This is a genomic window from Bradyrhizobium niftali (assembly GCF_004571025.1).
GTDB classification, from domain to species: domain Bacteria; phylum Pseudomonadota; class Alphaproteobacteria; order Rhizobiales; family Xanthobacteraceae; genus Bradyrhizobium; species Bradyrhizobium niftali.
On the sequence record NZ_SPQT01000046.1, the window covers coordinates 1 to 16,694 of the forward strand.

A 16,694-nucleotide genomic window follows, 5' to 3' on the forward strand; every position below is an offset into this window, starting at 1 on the left:
GCCCCACCCGCCCGCTGCGCCTCCGCCGGCTGCCGCACCGCCGCAGGGCGCGGCGGTGCGGCAGCCGGCGGAGGCGCAGCGGGCGGGTGGGGCGGCGCAGCCGCGGGCGGCGGCGCGGCCGGGCGTGCGGGCGCTGCAGGCGGCGCGGCCGCAGGCGGCCCCTTCGGCGGCTGCTTCGGTTTTCCGTCAGGACCGGTCTCTTGGGTCTGGGCCTGTGCGACGATGAGCGGCGCGCTCTGCGCATGCGATGCGGTGTTTGCCAATTGCATCGCGGTCAGAGCCGTCGTCGCAAGCAGCACGAAACGAAGATTGGTCATGGCGGTGAACTTCCCCGGAAGGTTCTTTGACGAAGTGTTGGGATGAACAGATACGCGTTAGGCCGGAATGTGGCGGGCGAAGCGGTCGTGGCCCGATTTATTTCTGCACGCAAATCACTTCACTATCGCAACGTTCATTGCGCATTCAGACGCAGGTTTCAATTGCCTCACATGTGATGCTTCGCCTCATCTATGGTCTCGCGGCGGCATTGCATCCGTCGCGGGATTGGGCGCGCGCGGTCCGTCCGGTCCGCGCGATGGAATCTCTTCAGGCATGCGGCCCGGCAATTCGTCGGGCCGCGGTGATTCGCCGGGCTCGCGCACTGGAGGTGTGATTTCAGGCTGCGGATTGCCCGGCGGAATTGCCGGCGGCGGCTCGGTGGGAGTCCCCGGTGTTGCCGGTGGAATCTCGGGCGGTTCGATCGGCATCGGCATCATCGAGTTCGGTTGTCCAGAGAAGGACAACGATGATGCCGCGCCGATGTTCCCTGTCGCGTCGTCCCGGACTGCGCGCCTATTCGGGCGCGTGACAGACGGCCTCGATGTTGTGGCCGTCGGGGTCCAGCACGAAGGCGCCGTAATAGTTCGAATGATAGTGCGGGCGGATGCCGGGCGGTCCGTTGTCGCGTCCGCCGGCCGCGATCGCCGCCTTGTAGAAGGCGTCGACCGTGGCGCGGTCCTTGGCCGCGATCGCGACATGCACCGGCTTGTTCATGGCGCCTTCGCCGCCAATCCAGAAATCCGGCTTGCCGTCGGCGCCCGCCGTGACCTCCATGATCAGGCTGTAGCCGAGCGGCGCCAGCGCCTTCGCATAGAACGCCTTCGCGCGCTCATAGTCAGAGACGGAGAAACCCAAATGGTCGATCATCGCAACCTCCGTTGTTCACCCCTATCAGCGTGACAGAAACGTATTGCTTCGTGTCTTGCGTGCGATCGCAAAGCCGCGCGAGACCATGTCGGCAATACAATCCTGCTGCCATTCCTTTTGTGACAGATGCTCGATCACCACCGCCCGTGGCCACAGCGACTGCGGCGCGTCGCGGAAGAAGCCGATCAGCACGCGGTCCTCGAAGCCTTCGACGTCGATCTTGAGCGCATCGACCTGCGTGACGCCGGCCTCGTCGAGGATGCGTGTCAGCCGCAGCGACGGGACCTTGATCGCATCGGCGCTGGCCGCGCCGGTGACGACATGGGTGGCACCGAGATTGCCGCCGCCGCTCTCGATCATCAGCTCGCCGTCGCTGTCGCCTGCTGCGGCCTGCACCAGGCGGACCTGCGTCGCCTTCGATGCGGCATGGTTGAAGGAGAGACGTCCGAAGGTCAGCGGATGCGGCTCGATCGCGATCACCTTGCCCGCGGGCCCGACCTGCCGCGCCATCACCAGGGCAAACGTGCCGACATTGGCGCCGACGTCCACGAACACGCCGCCCAACGGGGTGTGCTGGCGCAGGAAGTCGAGCTCGTCGAGATTGTAGTCGGGGTTGAACAGCGCGCCGCGCTCGGTCGCGCTGCCCTGGTGGTAGAAGCGGAACGAGGCGCCCTGATACTGCACATCGACCGGACCGCCGCGCAGCAAATTCACCAGCCGCGACAGCCAGGGCCGGAACGCGCCGCGCTTCAGCCCCGATTGCGTCGCGAGGCGAATGATCGCGGCCTGCGCCGCATTCGGCGCATATGTGCCGAATGGCGCGGACGAAGGGGCGTTGTCGGGCGTCAAGCAGGTGGTCCTCGTTGCAAGCGGCGCATGCATAGCCGGTTTTGCCGGGGACTCCAATCTTCACGAGCGGTCTGTAGCCCGGATGGAGCGCAGCGCAATCCGGGAAAGTCTGTCAGCTTGCGAGAGACCCCGGATTACGCTGCGCTCCATCCGGGCTACGGACTTCACGCCGCCTTTCCCGGCGGAGCGTTGCGCTGGCGCAGGAAGCGGCCGAGCAGCCTGCGCCTGCCCTTGCGCGGAATCAGGTCGATGTCGCTGACGAGTTTCGCGCCGCCCTTGCGGCGCTCCAGCACGATCTTGCGGCTGTGGAAGGCCTCCAGCTCGACGCGGTGCGCGACGCTGACGATGGTCGCCTTCGGCAGCGCGTCGGTGACCATCTTCATCATCTTGTCCTGGCTCTTCTCGTCGAGCGCCGAGGTCGCCTCGTCAAGGACGACGATGTCGGGGCTGTGCAGCAAGAGCCGCGCGAAGGCGAGGCGCTGCTTCTCGCCGCCGGACAGTGTCTGGTCCCACGGTCCCTCTTCCTCGATCTTCTCCTTGAGATGGTCGAGGCCGACCTTGCGCAGGGCTTCGCCAATTTCTGCGAGGGTCCAGTCGTCTTCGGCTCCGGGATAGGCGACCGCGCGGCGCAGGGATCCCGAGGGCACGTAAGGCCGCTGCGGCAGCATGAACAGCCGCCGGTCGGGGTGGAGATTGACGCTGCCGCCGCCCCACGGCCACAGCCCAGCAATGGCGCGCACCAGCGTGCTCTTGCCGGTGCCGGATTCGCCGGCGACCAGCAGGCGTTCGCCGGCCTCGATCACCACCTCGGTCTCGCCGACCACGGCCGTGCCGTCGTCGAGCGTGACCGAGAGGTCGTTCAGCTCCAGCATCGCCTCGTTGCTGGTCTCGCCGCGCTTGATGCGGCCGAAGCCATCGCCCTGCTCGGCGCGTTCGAGGCCGTCGACCGACATCATCAGCGAGGCGATGCGGTGTGCGCAGGCATTCCAGTCGGCGAGCCGCGGATAATTGTCGACCAGCCAGCCGAACGCGCTCTGCACGATGGTGAAGGCGGACGCCGCCTGCATCACCTGTCCGAGTGTCATGCTGCCGTCGAGGAATTTGGGCGCGCAGAGCAGCAGAGGCACGACCGGTGCAACGAGGTTCGATCCCTGTGACACCAGCGTGGTGCGCATGTGCTGGCCGGCGAGCCGCGCCCATTGCCGCAGCACGTTGGTGAAATTGCGGTCGATGCCGCCGCGCTCCTCCTCCTCGCCGCCGAGCAGCGCGATGCTTTCGCCGTTCTCGCGCACGCGCGTCAGGGTGTAGCGGAGGTCGGCCTCGGCCTGGTTCTTGTCTTCGGAGACCTGCACGAAGCGCCGGCCGATCACCAGGATCGAGCTCGATGCGATCGCGGCGTAGAGCATCGCAGCGATCACGAGGAAGCCGGGAATGGTGATGGTCGATCCACCGGGCGCGATCGTGAGCGCGCCGCCGATGGTCCAGAGCACGACGATGAAGGTCGCGGCCGACAGCAGTGCCGAGGCGACGCCGGCGAGGAAATCGACCGGCGCATCGGTCGCGACGCGCAGGTCCTCCGCGATCCGGTATTCGGGATTCTGGTGGTCGCCGCCGACGAGGTTGAGCTGGTAGTAGCGGCCGTTGGCGAGCCACCGCGTCAGCACGCTCGCCGTGAGCCATGCCCGCCAGCGCCGCTGGATGCCCATGCGGGCGAACACCTGCGCCACGCCGAGCGCGATGCTGCCGATCGCAAGCGGAAAGAACACCGCGGTGAGGTGAAACACGCTGGTCGCATCGCGCTGCTCGATGGCGTCGAAGATCGCGCGGTTCCAGACATTGATGCTGTACTGGAAGCCGACGGTGAGGACGATCAGCATGCCGAGGCCGATCGAGAACGGCCAGGCGAGGCGATCACCCTTGCGGCCCCAGAAGCCACGCGCGCTGATCCAGAAGCGGGTCAGCAGATAATCCTTGCGGGCCTGCTCGACCTCTTCAGGCGACAGCTCGGGATCGGGTTCGACCACCTCGGGCGGCGGCGGCGCCACCTCCTCGCCGGTCTCGCCCTCGATTTCGACGATGGGCGGCTTCTTGCCCTTTTCGCGCTTCCCGGCCGGTTTCTGCATGGCCGGACAACGCGAGGGAAATCAGTCGGTTCCCTGCGGTTCCGGGACTGGGCTATTCGGCCGCGCCATCGCGCACCCGCGCGGCGCGGTGGAGGATCTGCGACAGCTCCTCGATCGAATAAGGCTTTTGCACGAGATCGAAACCGTGGTTGCCTTCCTGCGCCAGCGCCTCGCTGTAGCCGGTGGTCAGCACGACCGGCACGCCGATGCCGCGATCGCGGATCGCCCGCGCCAGTTCGAGCCCGGTCATGCCGGGCATGACCACGTCGGAGAACACGACGTCGAAGCGATCCATATCCACGACCAGCTCGGCGAGCGCGTCGGCGGCATTGTCGACCAGGGTGATGCTGTAGCCGAGCTCGGTGAGTCCATCGGCGGCGAAGTTGGCGAGCTCGATATTGTCCTCGACCACCAGCACCGACATGCCGCTGCCCGGCACCGCCGGTGCCGTGTTCGGCGCCTGCTGCTGCGGCAGCAGGTCCGCCGGCACGCGCGGCAGATAGAGCGAGAAGGTGCTGCCCTGGCCGACTTCGCTTGTGACCGTCACCTCGCCGCCGGATTGCCGGGCAAAGCCAAACACCTGGGAAAGGCCAAGACCTGTGCCGTGGCCGACCTGCTTGGTGGTGAAGAACGGCTCGAAGACGCGCCCGAGTCGCGCGGCCGGAATGCCGATTCCGGTATCGCTTACGACGACGCTGACGAAGCCACGACCGCCCGGAAGATGCGCCAGCGCATCCGGAACGGTCGTCGCCGCCTCGACCTTGAAGCTGATCCGGCCCTTGCCCTGCATGGCATCGCGCGCATTGGTCGCCATGTTGATCAGCGCCGTCTCGAACTGGCTGGCATCGGCATTGACGAGGCACGGCTCCGCCGGCAGCTGCGTCGCGATCTCGATCGCGGGGCCGAGCAGCGTGGCGAGCATGTCGTGCAGCGACCGCATCCGCTCGCCGACGTCGAACACCTCCGGTTTCAGGGTCTGGCGCCGCGCGAAGGCGAGCAGCTGCGACGTCAGCCTGGCAGCGCGCGCGACCGCATCCGCGATCGCGGTCATGTAGCGCTGCCGCCGTTCGTCGGTCAGTTGCGGCCGGTTCAAGAGGTCGACGGAGGCGCGGATCACGGTCAGAAGATTGTTGAAGTCGTGCGCGACGCCGCCGGTGAGCTGGCCCAGCGCCTCCAGGCGCTGGCTGTGCTTGAGCGCCTCCTCGGCCTCGCGCCGCTTGGCAGCTTCCGCCTGGAGATGCTGGGTGCGCCGGAAGGCGAACGCGAGCAGCAGGAACAGCAATGCGGTCGCGGGAATGCCGAACACCAGATGCTGGCCCATGGTGGCGAACCAGCGCGCGCGGATCGCCGAGGTCTCGAACCCCGCGCTGACATAGATCGGATATTCGGCGATGCGCCTGTAGCCGATGCGGCGCTCGATCCCGTCCGACGGCCAGACGATGGTCATCAGCCCGTGCGCGGGGTGCGCGGCGATCTCGCGGCCGACCGGCCCGCCCGGATCGAGCCGGAGGTCGCGGTCGAGCCGCGGAAAATGCGTCAGCACCACGCCGTCGGTGCGACCCATCGCGAAGAAGCTGCCGGGATCGGAGCCGATCCTGGCGTAGAAACTCTCGAAATATTCCGGCAGGACGGAGGCCTGGATCACCCCGATGAAGCTGCCGTCGTCGGAGTCGCGGCGGCGGCTCACGCCGAAGAAGCGGGCGCCCTGATAGGGCGGACGCGGCGTCAGGGGCACGCCGATGAACGTGCCGATGGTCTGGTCGACATGGGCGTAGAAGTAGTCGCGGTCCGCAAAGCTCAGCTCCGGCGGTGGCGAGGCGAGGCTGTTGACCAGCGCCTTTCCCTCCGCATCGAAGATCCAGGCCGATTTGAGCTGCGGCAGCGAATCGGCCAGCCGCTTCAGGCGGCGGTGCAGCGCCGCTTCGCGCGCCCGGACAAGGTCGTCGGGAAGGCCGCGCACGACCTCGTTGAGTTCGGCGAGACTCCGGTCGATCGTCTCGAACACCTTGAGAGCATGCTCATGCGCGACGTCGAGCGTGCGCTCGATCTCCCGGTCGGCGATATTTTTTGTCGATGTGTAGGAGATCGTGGCGGCGATCGCGAACAGGGCAATCGGCAATGCCAGGGATGCCGCCATCATCCACTGCAACAGCTTCAACGAATTGCGTTGCGCACCCTGCACAGTCGCTCCGGTCCCCGGACCTGAGCTTAACTGAATTTCCCGCTGGGAAGGAAGCCGCTTATGATGGGAACCGGTGGTTGTATTCCCCGGGAATCGCCCGCGGCGCGGAGTGATGAAAAAATCTACTCAAATTGACGCCGGCCGCGGAAGGCCCCGGCCATCTCGGCCGGGGACGAGGCGTGAATGGCGTCTAGATCTGCCGCTCGACCATCTTGAGCTTGAGCTCGGCGATGGCTTCCGCCGGGTTGAGACCCTTCGGGCAGGCCTTGGCGCAGTTCATGATGGTATGGCAGCGGTAGAGCCGGAACGGGTCCTCGAGATTGTCGAGCCGCTCGCCGGTCGCTTCATCGCGCGAATCGGATACCCAGCGGTTGGCCTGGAGCAGCGCGGCGGGGCCGAGATAGCGGTCGCTATTCCACCAATAGCTCGGGCACGAGGTCGAGCAGCAGGCGCAGAGGATGCACTCGTAGAGGCCGTCGAGCTTCTCGCGGTCCTCGTGGCTCTGGCGCCATTCCTTCTGCGGCGTCGGCGAGGTCGTCTTCAGCCACGGCTCGACGGAGGCATACTGCGCGTAGAAATTGGTGAGGTCGGGAACGAGGTCCTTCACGACCGGCTGGTGCGGCAGCGGATTGATCTTCACCGCGCCGTCCTTCACGTCGTGCATCGAGCGGGTGCAGGCGAGGGTGTTCTGGCCGTCGATGTTCATGGCGCAGGAGCCGCAGACGCCTTCGCGGCAGGAGCGGCGGAAGGTCAGCGACGGGTCGATGTTGTTCTTGATCCAGATCAGGCCGTCCAGCACCATCGGACCGCAATCATGGGTGTCGACGTAATAGGTGTCGACGCTCGGATTCTTGCCGTCGTCCGGATTCCAGCGATAGACCTTGAACTCGCGAACCTCGGTCGCGCCCGCGGGCTTCGGCCAGGTCTTGCCGCCGGTGATCTTGGAGTTCTTCGGAAGTGCGAATTCAACCATAAGTGCTGCCTCTGGTTTCTTCCGTCATGCGTGGGCTTGACCCGCGCATCCATCTTTGAGGGATGGATTGCCGGGTCAAGCCCGGCAATGACAAGCAATGATCAGTACACGCGCGCCTTGGGCGGGATGTACTGCACGTCGTTGGTCATGGTGTAGTCGTGAACCGGGCGGTACTCGATCTTGACCTTGCCGGCATCGTCCAGCCAGGCCAGCGTGTGCTTCATCCAGTTCTTGTCGTCGCGCTCGGAAAAATCCTCGCGGGCGTGCGCGCCGCGGCTCTCGGTGCGGTTGGCGGCCGAGTTCATCGTCACCACCGCCTGCGAGATCAGATTGTCGAACTCCAGCGTCTCGACGAGGTCCGAATTCCACACCAGCGAGCGGTCGGACACGGCGATGTCGGTGATGCCGCTGTGGACCTTCTCGATCAGGTTCTGGCCTTCGCTCAGGACTTCGCCGGTGCGGAACACGGCGCAGTTGTTCTGCATCACGTGCTGCATGCCTTCGCGCAGCTTTGCGGTCGGCGTGCCGCCGGAGGCGTAGCGGTAATGGTCGAGGCGGCCGAGCGCGAGCTCGGCGGAGTTCGCCGGCAGCTCGGGCTGCTTGGCGTTCGGCGTGAGCTTCTCGGCAAGGCGCAGCGCGGCGGCGCGGCCGAACACGACGAGGTCGATCAGCGAGTTGGAGCCGAGACGGTTGGCGCCGTGCACGGAGACGCAGGCCGCTTCGCCGATCGCCATCAGGCCGGGGATGACGGCGTTGTCGTCGCCGTCCTTCTTGGTCAGCACTTCGCCGTGATAGTTCGTCGGGATGCCGCCCATGTTGTAGTGCACGGTCGGCACGATCGGGATCGGCTCGCGCGTCACGTCGACATTGGCGAAGATCTTCGCGGATTCGGAGATGCCCGGCAGCCGCTCGGCCAGCACCGCGGGATCGAGATGGTCGAGATGAAGGAAGATGTGGTCCTTCTTCTTGCCGACGCCGCGCCCTTCGCGGATCTCGATGGTCATCGCGCGCGAGACGACGTCGCGCGAGGCGAGGTCCTTGGCCGACGGCGCGTAGCGCTCCATGAAGCGCTCGCCCTCGGAATTGACGAGATAGCCGCCTTCGCCGCGCGCGCCTTCGGTGACGAGACAGCCCGAGCCGTAGATGCCGGTCGGGTGGAACTGCACGAACTCCATGTCCTGCATCGGCAGGCCGGCGCGCAGCACCATGCCGCCGCCGTCGCCGGTGCAGGTGTGCGCCGAGGTGCAGGAGGCGTAGGCGCGGCCGTAGCCGCCGGTCGCGAGAATCACGGTCTGGGCGCGGAAGCGATGCAGCGTGCCGTCGTCGAGCTTGAGTGCGATGACGCCGCGGCAGGTGCCCTGGTCGTCCATGATCAGGTCGATGGCGAAGAACTCGATGAAGAACTCGGCCGCGTGGCGCAGCGACTGGCCGTACATCGTGTGCAGCATGGCGTGGCCGGTGCGGTCGGCGGCGGCGCAGGTGCGCTGCGCCTGGCTCTTGCCGAACTCGGTGGTCATGCCGCCGAACGGGCGCTGGTAGATCTTGCCGTCCTCGGTGCGCGAGAACGGCACGCCCCAATGCTCGAGCTCGTAGACCGCGTCGGGCGCGTTGCGCACCATGTATTCGATCGCATCCTGGTCGCCCAGCCAGTCCGACCCCTTCACGGTGTCGTACATGTGCCAGCGCCAGTCGTCCTTGTGCATGTTGCCGAGCGAGGCGGAAATGCCGCCTTGCGCCGCCACCGTGTGCGAGCGGGTCGGAAACACCTTGGTGATGCAGGCCGTGCGCAGGCCCGCCTCGCCGCAGCCGACCACGGCGCGCAGTCCCGCGCCGCCGGCGCCGACCACGACGACGTCATAGGTGTGGTCTTCGATCGGATAGGCTTTTCCGTTGGTGGCGGGAGCGCCGTTGCCCTTGCCATTCGTCTCGTTGGCCATGGGTTACACTCCGGCTGACAGTTGGAGAATCGCGTAGATCGAGGCGAGCGCAACCGCGATCGAGAAGAAATTGTTGAGCATGATCGAAGCGAGCTTCAGCTTCTCGTTGTGGACGTAGTCCTCGATCACGACCTGCATGCCGATCTTCATGTGCCAGGCGCTGGCGATGATGAAGAGCACCATGATGATGGCGATCGGCAGCGAGCCGAGGATCTGCTTGGCATAGGCCTGGTTGCGGCCGAGCAGCATCATGATGACGACGACCACGGGGATCATCAGCAGCACCATCGCCACCGCAGTCAGGCGCTGGCGCCAGAAATCGGACGTGCCGGAATGCGCCGCGCCGAGGTTGCGGACGCGGCCGAGCGGGGTGCGCATGCTGCGCTTCGGCGTATCGGCCGTGCTCATCGTCCACCTCCGATCGCGTAGGCAATGATCCAGATCAGCACCGTCAGCGCGATGCCGCCGATCAGTGCGCCCCAGGTCAACGCTTCGCGCTCATTGGCCTTGAAGCCGTAGCCGAGGTCCCACACGAAGTGCCGGATGCCGCTCAGCATATGGTGCATCAGCGCCCAAGTGTAGCCGAACATGATCAGCCGGCCGATGATGCTGCCGGTGAAGGCCTGGACGTGGGCATAGGCGGCCGGGCCGGAGGCCGCAGCGATCAGCCACCAGGCCAGCATCAGGGTTCCGACGTAAAGGGCGATACCGGTGGCGCGATGGACGATGGACAGCGCCATCGTCAACGTCCAGCGGTAGACTTGCATGTGTGGTGAAAGCGGTCGTTCGATCCGTGCGGTCATGGGCTTTGATGTTGTGTAGCGGCCCAGCAGGGGGCGCGCGGGGATCGCGAAAGGTCGGCTCTATTTACGGAGTCGATTTGGCCTGCGCAATCACCAAATCGCCATAAATCGAACCGTGGTTCAGCGCTACAGCGTTGATGAAACAAGGCCAATCAGGGGCTTGGTATACCAGAGCGATGGTGTGCCGACTAAGAATAGAATCTAAGTTCACCCTTTGTGACGACGGCCGAGGCGCATTGAAATTACTATTGGAACGGCTCTAGGCCGCCGCGGCCCAGCCACGGTTCGAACCAGTCAGTTCATGACGCCCCGAGCCGGCACGAATGGCCGGCGAGCCACGTCCAATTTCCGCCACGCGCATCGATTTTTCGCATGACGGGTGGATATGCGCAGCCTGCATCCCCCCGCCGCAGGAATCACCGGCCGAGGGGATCGCTCCCGCGCCATCGCTCGACCAGGAAATCGATGAATGCGCGAATCTTCGCCGACCCCAGGCGCGACGGCTGATAGAGCGCATGGAGCGGGGCCGGAGCAGGTTCATGCTCACGCAACAGACGACGCAAGCGCCCATCGGCAAGTTGCCTTTCGACCTGCCATGACGGCACGCGGGCGATGCCGGCGCCGTTCTCTGCGGCGGTGGCGAGCGCGTCGAGACTGTTGACCCAGAGCCGTCCCGCTATCCGGATTCTCGATCCGCCCCTCGCGTCGCGGCCGAATCGCCAGGTCGCCGCGCCGGGCGCATCGGAGAACACCAGGCAATCATGCTGCGGCAGATCGGACGGGCTCTGCGGTTCGCCGCGGCGTGCGAGGTAGCCAGGCGAGGCGCAATGGATCATCTGCACCTCCGCGAGTTTCCGCGTCACGAGTTGGGAATCGGGAATGCGCCCGACGCGAAGCGCCAGATGAATGTCTTCCTCGATCAAGTTGACGTTGCGATCAACCAGCAGCAGATCGACCGACAGCGAGGGGCAGGCGCGCAGGAAGTCGCCCAGCAGCGGTGCGATCAGCAGGCGCCCCATCAATGTCGGCGCACTCACGCGCAGGCGTCCCGACGGCTCGCGGCTGCCGGCCAGCGCCTCCTCGATCTCCTTGACTTCGCCGAGGATCGATTTGGCGCGTTCGTAGAGCATGCGGCCCTCGTCCGTGAGCGCCAGCTGCCGCGTCGTACGCACCAGCAGGCGCGTGCCGAAGTGCTGCTCAAGCGCCGAAATCTGCCGGCTCACCACCGTCAGCGAGCTCGGCAATGACCGCGCCGCCGCGGACAGGCTGCCGGTGTCGACAGCCCGGATAAAGGTCGCCATTGCCGCGAGCTGGTCCATGGCCATCCTTCCGTTTTCAGCAAGATAGTCTACCTAACTTCGCCGATAGTAGCGCAATACGAAAGGGTCTATCCTGTTCTCGAGAACAGGCTTTGGGCGTGCTGATGGCGGGACTTGATATCAAGGAGATCGTCGAACTCGCGCTGCTGCTGATCGCAACCGGCGCGCTCTCGGGATTCCTGGCCGGTGTGTTCGGCATCGGCGGCGGCGCGATTCTTGTGCCCGTATTCTACGAGTGCTTTCGCATTGCCGGCGTCCCGCTCGAAGTGCGCATGCCGCTCTGCGTCGGCACCTCGCTCGCCGTGATCATCCCGACCTCGATCCGTTCGTTCCAGGCGCATTACAAGCGCGGCGCCGTCGACATGGCGATCCTGCGCGTCTGGTGGCTGCCGATCGTGATCGGCGTCGCCGCCGGCAGCGTGGTCGCGCGCTACGCGCCGGAGCGGCTGTTCAAGATCGTGTTCGTCTGCGTCGCCTGGTCGGCCGCCGTGCGGCTGATCTTCGCGCGCGAGGCTTGGAAGCTCGGCGAAGATCTGCCAAAGGGCCCGTTGATGCGGATCTACGGCTTCTGCGTCGGCATCCTGTCGACGTTGATGGGCATCGGCGGCGGCCTGTTCTCGAACCTGCTGATGACCTTCTACGGCCGGCCGATCCATCAGGCGGTTGCAACGTCGTCCGCGCTGGCGGTGCTGATCTCGATCCCCGGCGCGTTCGGCTACATTTATGCCGGCTGGCCTGCAGCGGCGACCTATCCCGGCATCGCAGCTCTGCAAATCCCGTTCGCGCTCGGCTATGTCTCGCTGATCGGCGCCGTGCTGGTGATGCCGATGAGTCTCGTCACTGCGCCGCTCGGCGTGAGAGCCGCGCATGCGATGTCGAAGCGGACGCTGGAGGCCGCGTTCGGGTGCTATCTGTTTATTGTCGGAAGCAGGTTCGTGATGACCCTCGTGGGCGGGCAGTGACAGGTTTGGGGCACGCGCGTCCTACGCCCTCAGTGTCATTCCCCGCGAAGGCGGGGAATCCAGTACGCCGCAGCCTCTCGGTTCTATCATAGCCGCCTCTGGAATACTGGATGCCCCGCTTTCGCGGGGCATGACAGCGCGTCGTATGGTGGCTCCTCGACGAGTCCACGCCTCACTTCTTCGCGTAAATATCCTTGTAGGTATCCCGCAGCACGTTCTTCTGCACCTTGCCCATGGTGTTGCGCGGCAGCTCGTCGACGACGAAGACGCGCTTGGGCATCTTGAATTTGGCCAGACGCCCGTCGAGCGCCTTCAGCACCGAAGCTTCGCTGACGTCCGTGCCCTTGTTGCAGACGAGAACCGCGGTGACGCCTTCGCCGAAATCGGCATGCGGCACGCCGATCACGGCGGATTCGACCACGCCGGGCATCGCGTCGATCTCGCTCTCGATCTCTTTCGGATAGACGTTGAAGCCGCCGGAGATGACGAGATCCTTGCCGCGACCGAGGATGTGGACGTAGCCCTTGCCGTCGATCTTGCCGAGGTCGCCGGTGATGAAGAAGCCGTCGGGCCGGAATTCGGCCTTGGTCTTCTCCGGCATGCGCCAGTAGCCCTTGAACACGTTCGGGCCCTTGACCTCGATCATGCCGATCTCCTCGCGCGGCAGCTCCTTGCCCGTCTCGGGGTCGGTCACGCGCACGGAGACGCCGGGCAGGGGAAAGCCGACCGCGCCGGGCACGCGCTCGCCGTCATAGGGGTTCGATGTGTTCATGTTGGTCTCGGTCATGCCGTAGCGCTCGAGCACCGCGTGCCCGGTGCGCGCGGACCAATCGCGGTGGGTTTCGGCGAGCAGCGGCGCCGAGCCCGAAATGAACAGCCGCATATGCTTGGTGGTCTCGCGCGACAGCGCGGCATTTTGCAGGAGGCGCGTGTAGAAGGTCGGCACGCCCATCAGCACGGTGGCGCGCGCCATCAGCTTGATGATCAGGTCAGGGTCGAGCTTCGGCAGGAAGATCATCGACGCCCGCGAAAACAGCGTCACGTTGGTCGCCACGAACAGGCCGTGCGTATGGTAGATCGGCAGCGCGTGGATCAGCACGTCCTTGTCGGTGAAGCGCCAGTAGCCGACGAGACTCAGCGAGTTCGACGCGAGATTGTCGTGGGTGAGCATCGCGCCCTTGGAGCGGCCGGTGGTGCCCGACGTGTAGAGGATCGCGGCGAGATCGTCGCTCGCCCGCGCAACGGTCGCGAACTCGCTGCTCGCCTTGTCGGCGGCCTCCGTCAGCGAGCCCTTGCCGTCGGGGCCGAGCGTCTCGACCCCAGCCTTAACCTTGGCGGCGATCGGGGTGAGGCCTTCCGCCTTGGAGGGATCGCAGACCACCAGCGACGGCTCGGCATCGCCGATGAAGTAATCGAGCTCGTTCAGCGTATAGGCGGTGTTGAGCGGCAGGTAGACCGCGCCGGCCCGCACCGTGGCGAGATACAGCACGATGTTCGCGACCGATTTCTCGACCTGCACCGCGACGCGGTCGCCGGGCTTCACGCCGCGCGCGACCAGCACGTTCGCCATCTGCCCGGCCCGCGCAACCAGATCGCCATAGCTGATACGGGCGCCGTCATGCGTCTCGATGGCGAGGCGTTTGGGATCGTCCAGGCCGTCGAACAGGCGGGAAAACAGGTTGGCGTTGGCAGCTTGGTTCATGCAAGATTTCCTGGACCGCAAGGTCGGTCAAAACCGAGGGCTGGATTAGCAAAAACCGCCCCGATGAAGCAACGGAGACAGTTGGCATGACAAAAAACGGGAAACGCGTGGCCTGGGTCACGGGCGGGGGCAGCGGGATCGGGGAGGCCGGCGCCGAGGCGTTAGCGGCCGACGGCTGGACGGTGGTGGTGTCGGGCCGGCGCCAGTCAGCCCTGGATACCGTGGTTGCCAAGATCACCGGGGCGGGCGGGGCGGCCGAGGCCGTCGCGCTGGACGTGTCCAACGCGGACGAGGCCCAGAAGGCGGCCGACCAGATCGTCGCGAAGCATGGCCGCATCGACCTCCTGGTCAACAATGCCGGCATCAATGTCCCCAAGCGGAGCTGGAAGGACATGGAACTGGAGGGCTGGGACAAGCTGGTCCAGGTCAACCTCAACGGCGTGCTCTATTGCATGCGCGCGGTGCTGCCGACGATGCGCAAGCAAAAGGACGGCTCGATCATCAACGTCTCGTCCTGGGCCGGCCGCCACGTCTCGAAGATGCCGGGCCCGGCCTACACCACGACCAAGCACGCGGTGCTGGCGCTGACCCATTCCTTCAACATGGACGAATGCGTCAACGGCCTGCGCGCCTGCTGCCTGATGCCGGGCGAGGTGGCGACCCCGATCCTGAAGCTGCGCCCGGTGGTGCCGAGCGAGGAGGAGCAGGCCAGGATGCTGCAGTCCGAAGATCTCGGTCGCACCATCGCCTTCATCGCGTCGATGCCGGCGCGCGTCTGCATCAACGAGCTCCTGATCAGCCCGACGCATAATCGCGGATTCGTCCAGACGCCGTTGAGCAGGGATTGAGGTATAGCGCGCGCCACAATCTCCACTCGTCGTCCCGGGGCGCGACGAAGTCGCGAGCCCGGGACCCATACCCAGAGGGAGGAGTTTGGCGAAGACTCGTGGTTGCCAGCTCGTGCCACGTTATCTTCCTGGGGTTATGGGTCCCGGCTCTGCGCTCCGCTCCAGACAACGCTGCGCGTTGTCGGGAGCTGCGCTTGTCCGGGACGACAGCGCAGTGTGTGGACCGCGCCCGCGCACCACACGAAGCACCCCGCGCATAGTTTCACGCATCACAAAGAATTTTTCCCCGAAACCGCTTCGCAAACCCTCCCGTAGTTCGGTCCAACGACGGCGCTGCTGCTTCACGTCAAACTGCCGCAGCCGCCGTTGTTGCCCCAACTCAAGCACCGGCCGTTGCCGGGCTCAATTCAATCGGGAGACCTTCCATGTCGAAGCGTATTGCCTATCTCGCGGCCGCCGCCTTCAGCGCCCTCGCCATCACCGCGACCGTCGTCGCGCCCGTTCGCGCCGAGGAGAAGACCGTCATGGTTGGCGGCGCCGCGATGTTCCCGTCCAAGAACATCGTCCAGAACGCCGTCAATTCGAAGGACCACACCACGCTGGTGGCGGCGGTGAAGGCGGCCGGTCTCGTGCCGACGCTGGAAAGCAAGGGCCCGTTCACGGTGTTCGCGCCGACCAACGCCGCCTTCGGCAAGCTGCCGGCCGGCACCGTCGACACCCTGGTCAAGCCTGAGAACAAGGCGACCCTGACCAAGATCCTCACCTACCATGTCGTGCCAGGCAAGCTCGAGGCCTCCGACCTCACCGACGGCAAAAAGCTGAAGACGGCGGAAGGCGAGGAGCTGACGGTGAAGAAGATGGACGGCAAGGTCTGGATCATCGACGCCAAGGGCGGCACCTCGATGGTGACGATTTCCAACGTCAACCAGTCGAACGGCGTGATCCATGTGGTCGACACCGTGCTGATGCCGGCGACGTAACACCGCGGCATCCTGTTTCATCCCCGGCAGGGTGCGACGAAACGGCGAGCCGGGGGCACCCGGCTCGCTTTATTGTGACCGCGATAGCCCGCCGGCATCGATTCGATCGTCGGCGGGGCGTAACGAAAACGGAATGCCCGGCGTATAATTCCCGACAGACGATCCAAGGGACGATCCAAGGACGAAACCATCATGGCAAGCCTCACAGTCACCGACGAGCAGGTCCGGTCCAGCCCGGCCAAAGTGATCCAGCCGGCCTGGGTTCGGGTCATGCATTGGATCAACGCTCTTGCCATGATCCTGATGATCCTGTCGGGCTGGCAGATCTACAACGCCTCGCCGCTGTTCGGTTTCAGTTTTCCGCGCGAGTATACGCTTGGTGGCTGGCTCGGCGGCGGCCTGCTCTGGCATTTTGCGGCGATGTGGCTCCTGATGATCAACGGCCTCGCCTATCTCATCACGGGCTTCGCCACCGGCCGCTTCCGCAAAAAGCTGCTGCCGATCACGCCGTCCGGCGTGCTCCACGACGTCAGGGCCGCGCTGACCTTCAAGCTCGGCCATGACGATCTCACCGTCTACAATTACGTGCAGCGCGTGCTCTATGCCGGCATCATCGTGGTCGGCGTGCTCATCGTGCTGTCCGGCCTGGGGATGTGGAAGCCGGTGCAACTGCATTGGCTGGTGACGCTGTTCGGCGACTATCCGACCGCGCGCTACGTCCATTTCTTCTGCATGGCCGCGATCTGCGCCTTCCTTGTCATCCACGTCGCCCTCGCGCTGCTGGTGCCGAAGAGCCTGCGCGCGATGATCATCGGTCGCTGAGGGAGAGCA

Annotated in this window: 15 protein-coding genes and 1 pseudogene; 4 read left to right on the forward strand and 12 right to left on the reverse strand. The window is 65.5% G+C overall.

The genetic code is table 11. The annotated features are described in order from the left end of the window. The 11 genes and pseudogenes from E4K65_RS42875 to E4K65_RS42925 form a co-directional block, all read right to left on the reverse strand. Positions 1-317 (reverse strand): annotated as a pseudogene (locus E4K65_RS42875) (OmpA family protein); the annotation flags it as partial. Between the two features lie 186 nt (positions 318-503). Continuing rightward, positions 504-746 carry a hypothetical protein gene (locus E4K65_RS49170; protein ID WP_167771608.1) on the reverse strand — a complete coding sequence of 81 codons (243 nt, stop codon included), beginning with the start codon at positions 744-746 and terminating at the stop codon, positions 504-506. 85 nt (positions 747-831) lie between these two features. Continuing rightward, positions 832-1,185, reverse strand: coding sequence for a VOC family protein (locus E4K65_RS42885; RefSeq protein WP_135179230.1), 354 nt, complete (start codon positions 1,183-1,185; stop codon positions 832-834). A gap of 24 nt (positions 1,186-1,209) precedes the next feature. Continuing rightward, a complete protein-coding gene (locus tag E4K65_RS42890; RefSeq protein WP_167771609.1) occupies positions 1,210-2,034 on the reverse strand; it encodes an FkbM family methyltransferase in 825 nt (274 codons plus the stop codon). Positions 2,035-2,198: 164 nt separating this feature from the next. Continuing rightward, on the reverse strand, positions 2,199-4,157 hold the full coding sequence (locus E4K65_RS42895) for an ABC transporter ATP-binding protein/permease (protein WP_135179232.1): 1,959 nt from the start codon (positions 4,155-4,157) through the stop codon (positions 2,199-2,201). Positions 4,158-4,209: 52 nt separating this feature from the next. After that, positions 4,210-6,339: an ATP-binding protein gene (locus tag E4K65_RS42900; protein ID WP_135179233.1), complete on the reverse strand. Its 2,130-nt coding sequence runs from the start codon at positions 6,337-6,339 to the stop codon at positions 4,210-4,212. Between the two features lie 190 nt (positions 6,340-6,529). Further along, on the reverse strand, positions 6,530-7,312 hold the full coding sequence (locus E4K65_RS42905) for a succinate dehydrogenase iron-sulfur subunit (protein ID WP_027543900.1): 783 nt from the start codon (positions 7,310-7,312) through the stop codon (positions 6,530-6,532). Positions 7,313-7,413: 101 nt separating this feature from the next. Beyond that, positions 7,414-9,249: a succinate dehydrogenase flavoprotein subunit gene (sdhA, locus tag E4K65_RS42910; RefSeq protein WP_135179234.1), complete on the reverse strand. Its 1,836-nt coding sequence runs from the start codon at positions 9,247-9,249 to the stop codon at positions 7,414-7,416. 3 nt (positions 9,250-9,252) lie between these two features. Further along, entirely contained in the window at positions 9,253-9,657 is a 405-nt protein-coding gene (sdhD, locus tag E4K65_RS42915; RefSeq protein ID WP_027543902.1) for a succinate dehydrogenase, hydrophobic membrane anchor protein, read from the reverse strand. Then, positions 9,654-10,052, reverse strand: a complete 399-nt coding sequence (sdhC, locus tag E4K65_RS42920; protein ID WP_135179235.1) for a succinate dehydrogenase, cytochrome b556 subunit — start codon at positions 10,050-10,052, stop codon at positions 9,654-9,656. Before sdhC ends, sdhD begins: the two co-directional genes overlap by 4 nt. Positions 10,053-10,468: 416 nt before the next feature. Then, complete coding sequence (locus E4K65_RS42925; protein ID WP_167771610.1) at positions 10,469-11,371, reverse strand: LysR family transcriptional regulator; 903 nt, start codon at positions 11,369-11,371, stop codon at positions 10,469-10,471. Between the two features lie 101 nt (positions 11,372-11,472). Here E4K65_RS42925 and E4K65_RS42930 point away from each other — a divergent pair, with 101 nt between their 5' ends. Continuing rightward, positions 11,473-12,333, forward strand: a complete 861-nt coding sequence (locus E4K65_RS42930; RefSeq protein WP_167771616.1) for a sulfite exporter TauE/SafE family protein — start codon at positions 11,473-11,475, stop codon at positions 12,331-12,333. A 172-nt stretch (positions 12,334-12,505) separates the two neighbouring features. Here the strand turns inward: E4K65_RS42930 and E4K65_RS42935 are convergent, their stop codons facing one another. Beyond that, a complete protein-coding gene (locus tag E4K65_RS42935) occupies positions 12,506-14,035 on the reverse strand; it encodes a malonate--CoA ligase (protein ID WP_135179237.1) in 1,530 nt (509 codons plus the stop codon). An 86-nt stretch (positions 14,036-14,121) separates the two neighbouring features. Between E4K65_RS42935 and E4K65_RS42940 the strand changes: the two genes are divergently transcribed. The 3 genes from E4K65_RS42940 (at position 14,122) to E4K65_RS42950 (ending at position 16,685) form a co-directional block, all read left to right on the forward strand. Further along, positions 14,122-14,883, forward strand: a complete 762-nt coding sequence (locus E4K65_RS42940) for an SDR family oxidoreductase (RefSeq protein ID WP_135179238.1) — start codon at positions 14,122-14,124, stop codon at positions 14,881-14,883. 425 nt (positions 14,884-15,308) lie between these two features. Further along, a complete protein-coding gene (locus tag E4K65_RS42945) occupies positions 15,309-15,863 on the forward strand; it encodes a fasciclin domain-containing protein (protein ID WP_092189471.1) in 555 nt (184 codons plus the stop codon). A gap of 192 nt (positions 15,864-16,055) precedes the next feature. Continuing rightward, positions 16,056-16,685, forward strand: a complete 630-nt coding sequence (locus E4K65_RS42950; RefSeq protein ID WP_135179239.1) for a cytochrome b/b6 domain-containing protein — start codon at positions 16,056-16,058, stop codon at positions 16,683-16,685. Positions 16,686-16,694 lie beyond the last annotated feature (9 nt).

What these genes read in the sequence shown, in the direction of transcription:
- E4K65_RS49170 (WP_167771608.1), bottom strand. Translation starts at nt 746, where the DNA reads ATGCCGATCGAACCGCCCGAGATTCCACCGGCAACACCGGGGACTCCC.
- E4K65_RS42885 (WP_135179230.1), bottom strand. Translation starts at nt 1,185, where the DNA reads ATGATCGACCATTTGGGTTTCTCCGTCTCTGACTATGAGCGCGCGAAG.
- E4K65_RS42895 (WP_135179232.1), bottom strand. Translation starts at nt 4,157, where the DNA reads ATGCAGAAACCGGCCGGGAAGCGCGAAAAGGGCAAGAAGCCGCCCATC.
- E4K65_RS42905 (WP_027543900.1), bottom strand. Translation starts at nt 7,312, where the DNA reads ATGGTTGAATTCGCACTTCCGAAGAACTCCAAGATCACCGGCGGCAAG.
- sdhA (WP_135179234.1), bottom strand. Translation starts at nt 9,249, where the DNA reads ATGGCCAACGAGACGAATGGCAAGGGCAACGGCGCTCCCGCCACCAAC.
- sdhD (WP_027543902.1), bottom strand. Translation starts at nt 9,657, where the DNA reads ATGAGCACGGCCGATACGCCGAAGCGCAGCATGCGCACCCCGCTCGGC.
- sdhC (WP_135179235.1), bottom strand. Translation starts at nt 10,052, where the DNA reads ATGACCGCACGGATCGAACGACCGCTTTCACCACACATGCAAGTCTAC.
- E4K65_RS42925 (WP_167771610.1), bottom strand. Translation starts at nt 11,371, where the DNA reads ATGGACCAGCTCGCGGCAATGGCGACCTTTATCCGGGCTGTCGACACC.
- E4K65_RS42935 (WP_135179237.1), bottom strand. Translation starts at nt 14,035, where the DNA reads ATGAACCAAGCTGCCAACGCCAACCTGTTTTCCCGCCTGTTCGACGGC.
- E4K65_RS42940 (WP_135179238.1), top strand. Translation starts at nt 14,122, where the DNA reads ATGACAAAAAACGGGAAACGCGTGGCCTGGGTCACGGGCGGGGGCAGC.
- E4K65_RS42945 (WP_092189471.1), top strand. Translation starts at nt 15,309, where the DNA reads ATGTCGAAGCGTATTGCCTATCTCGCGGCCGCCGCCTTCAGCGCCCTC.
- E4K65_RS42950 (WP_135179239.1), top strand. Translation starts at nt 16,056, where the DNA reads ATGGCAAGCCTCACAGTCACCGACGAGCAGGTCCGGTCCAGCCCGGCC.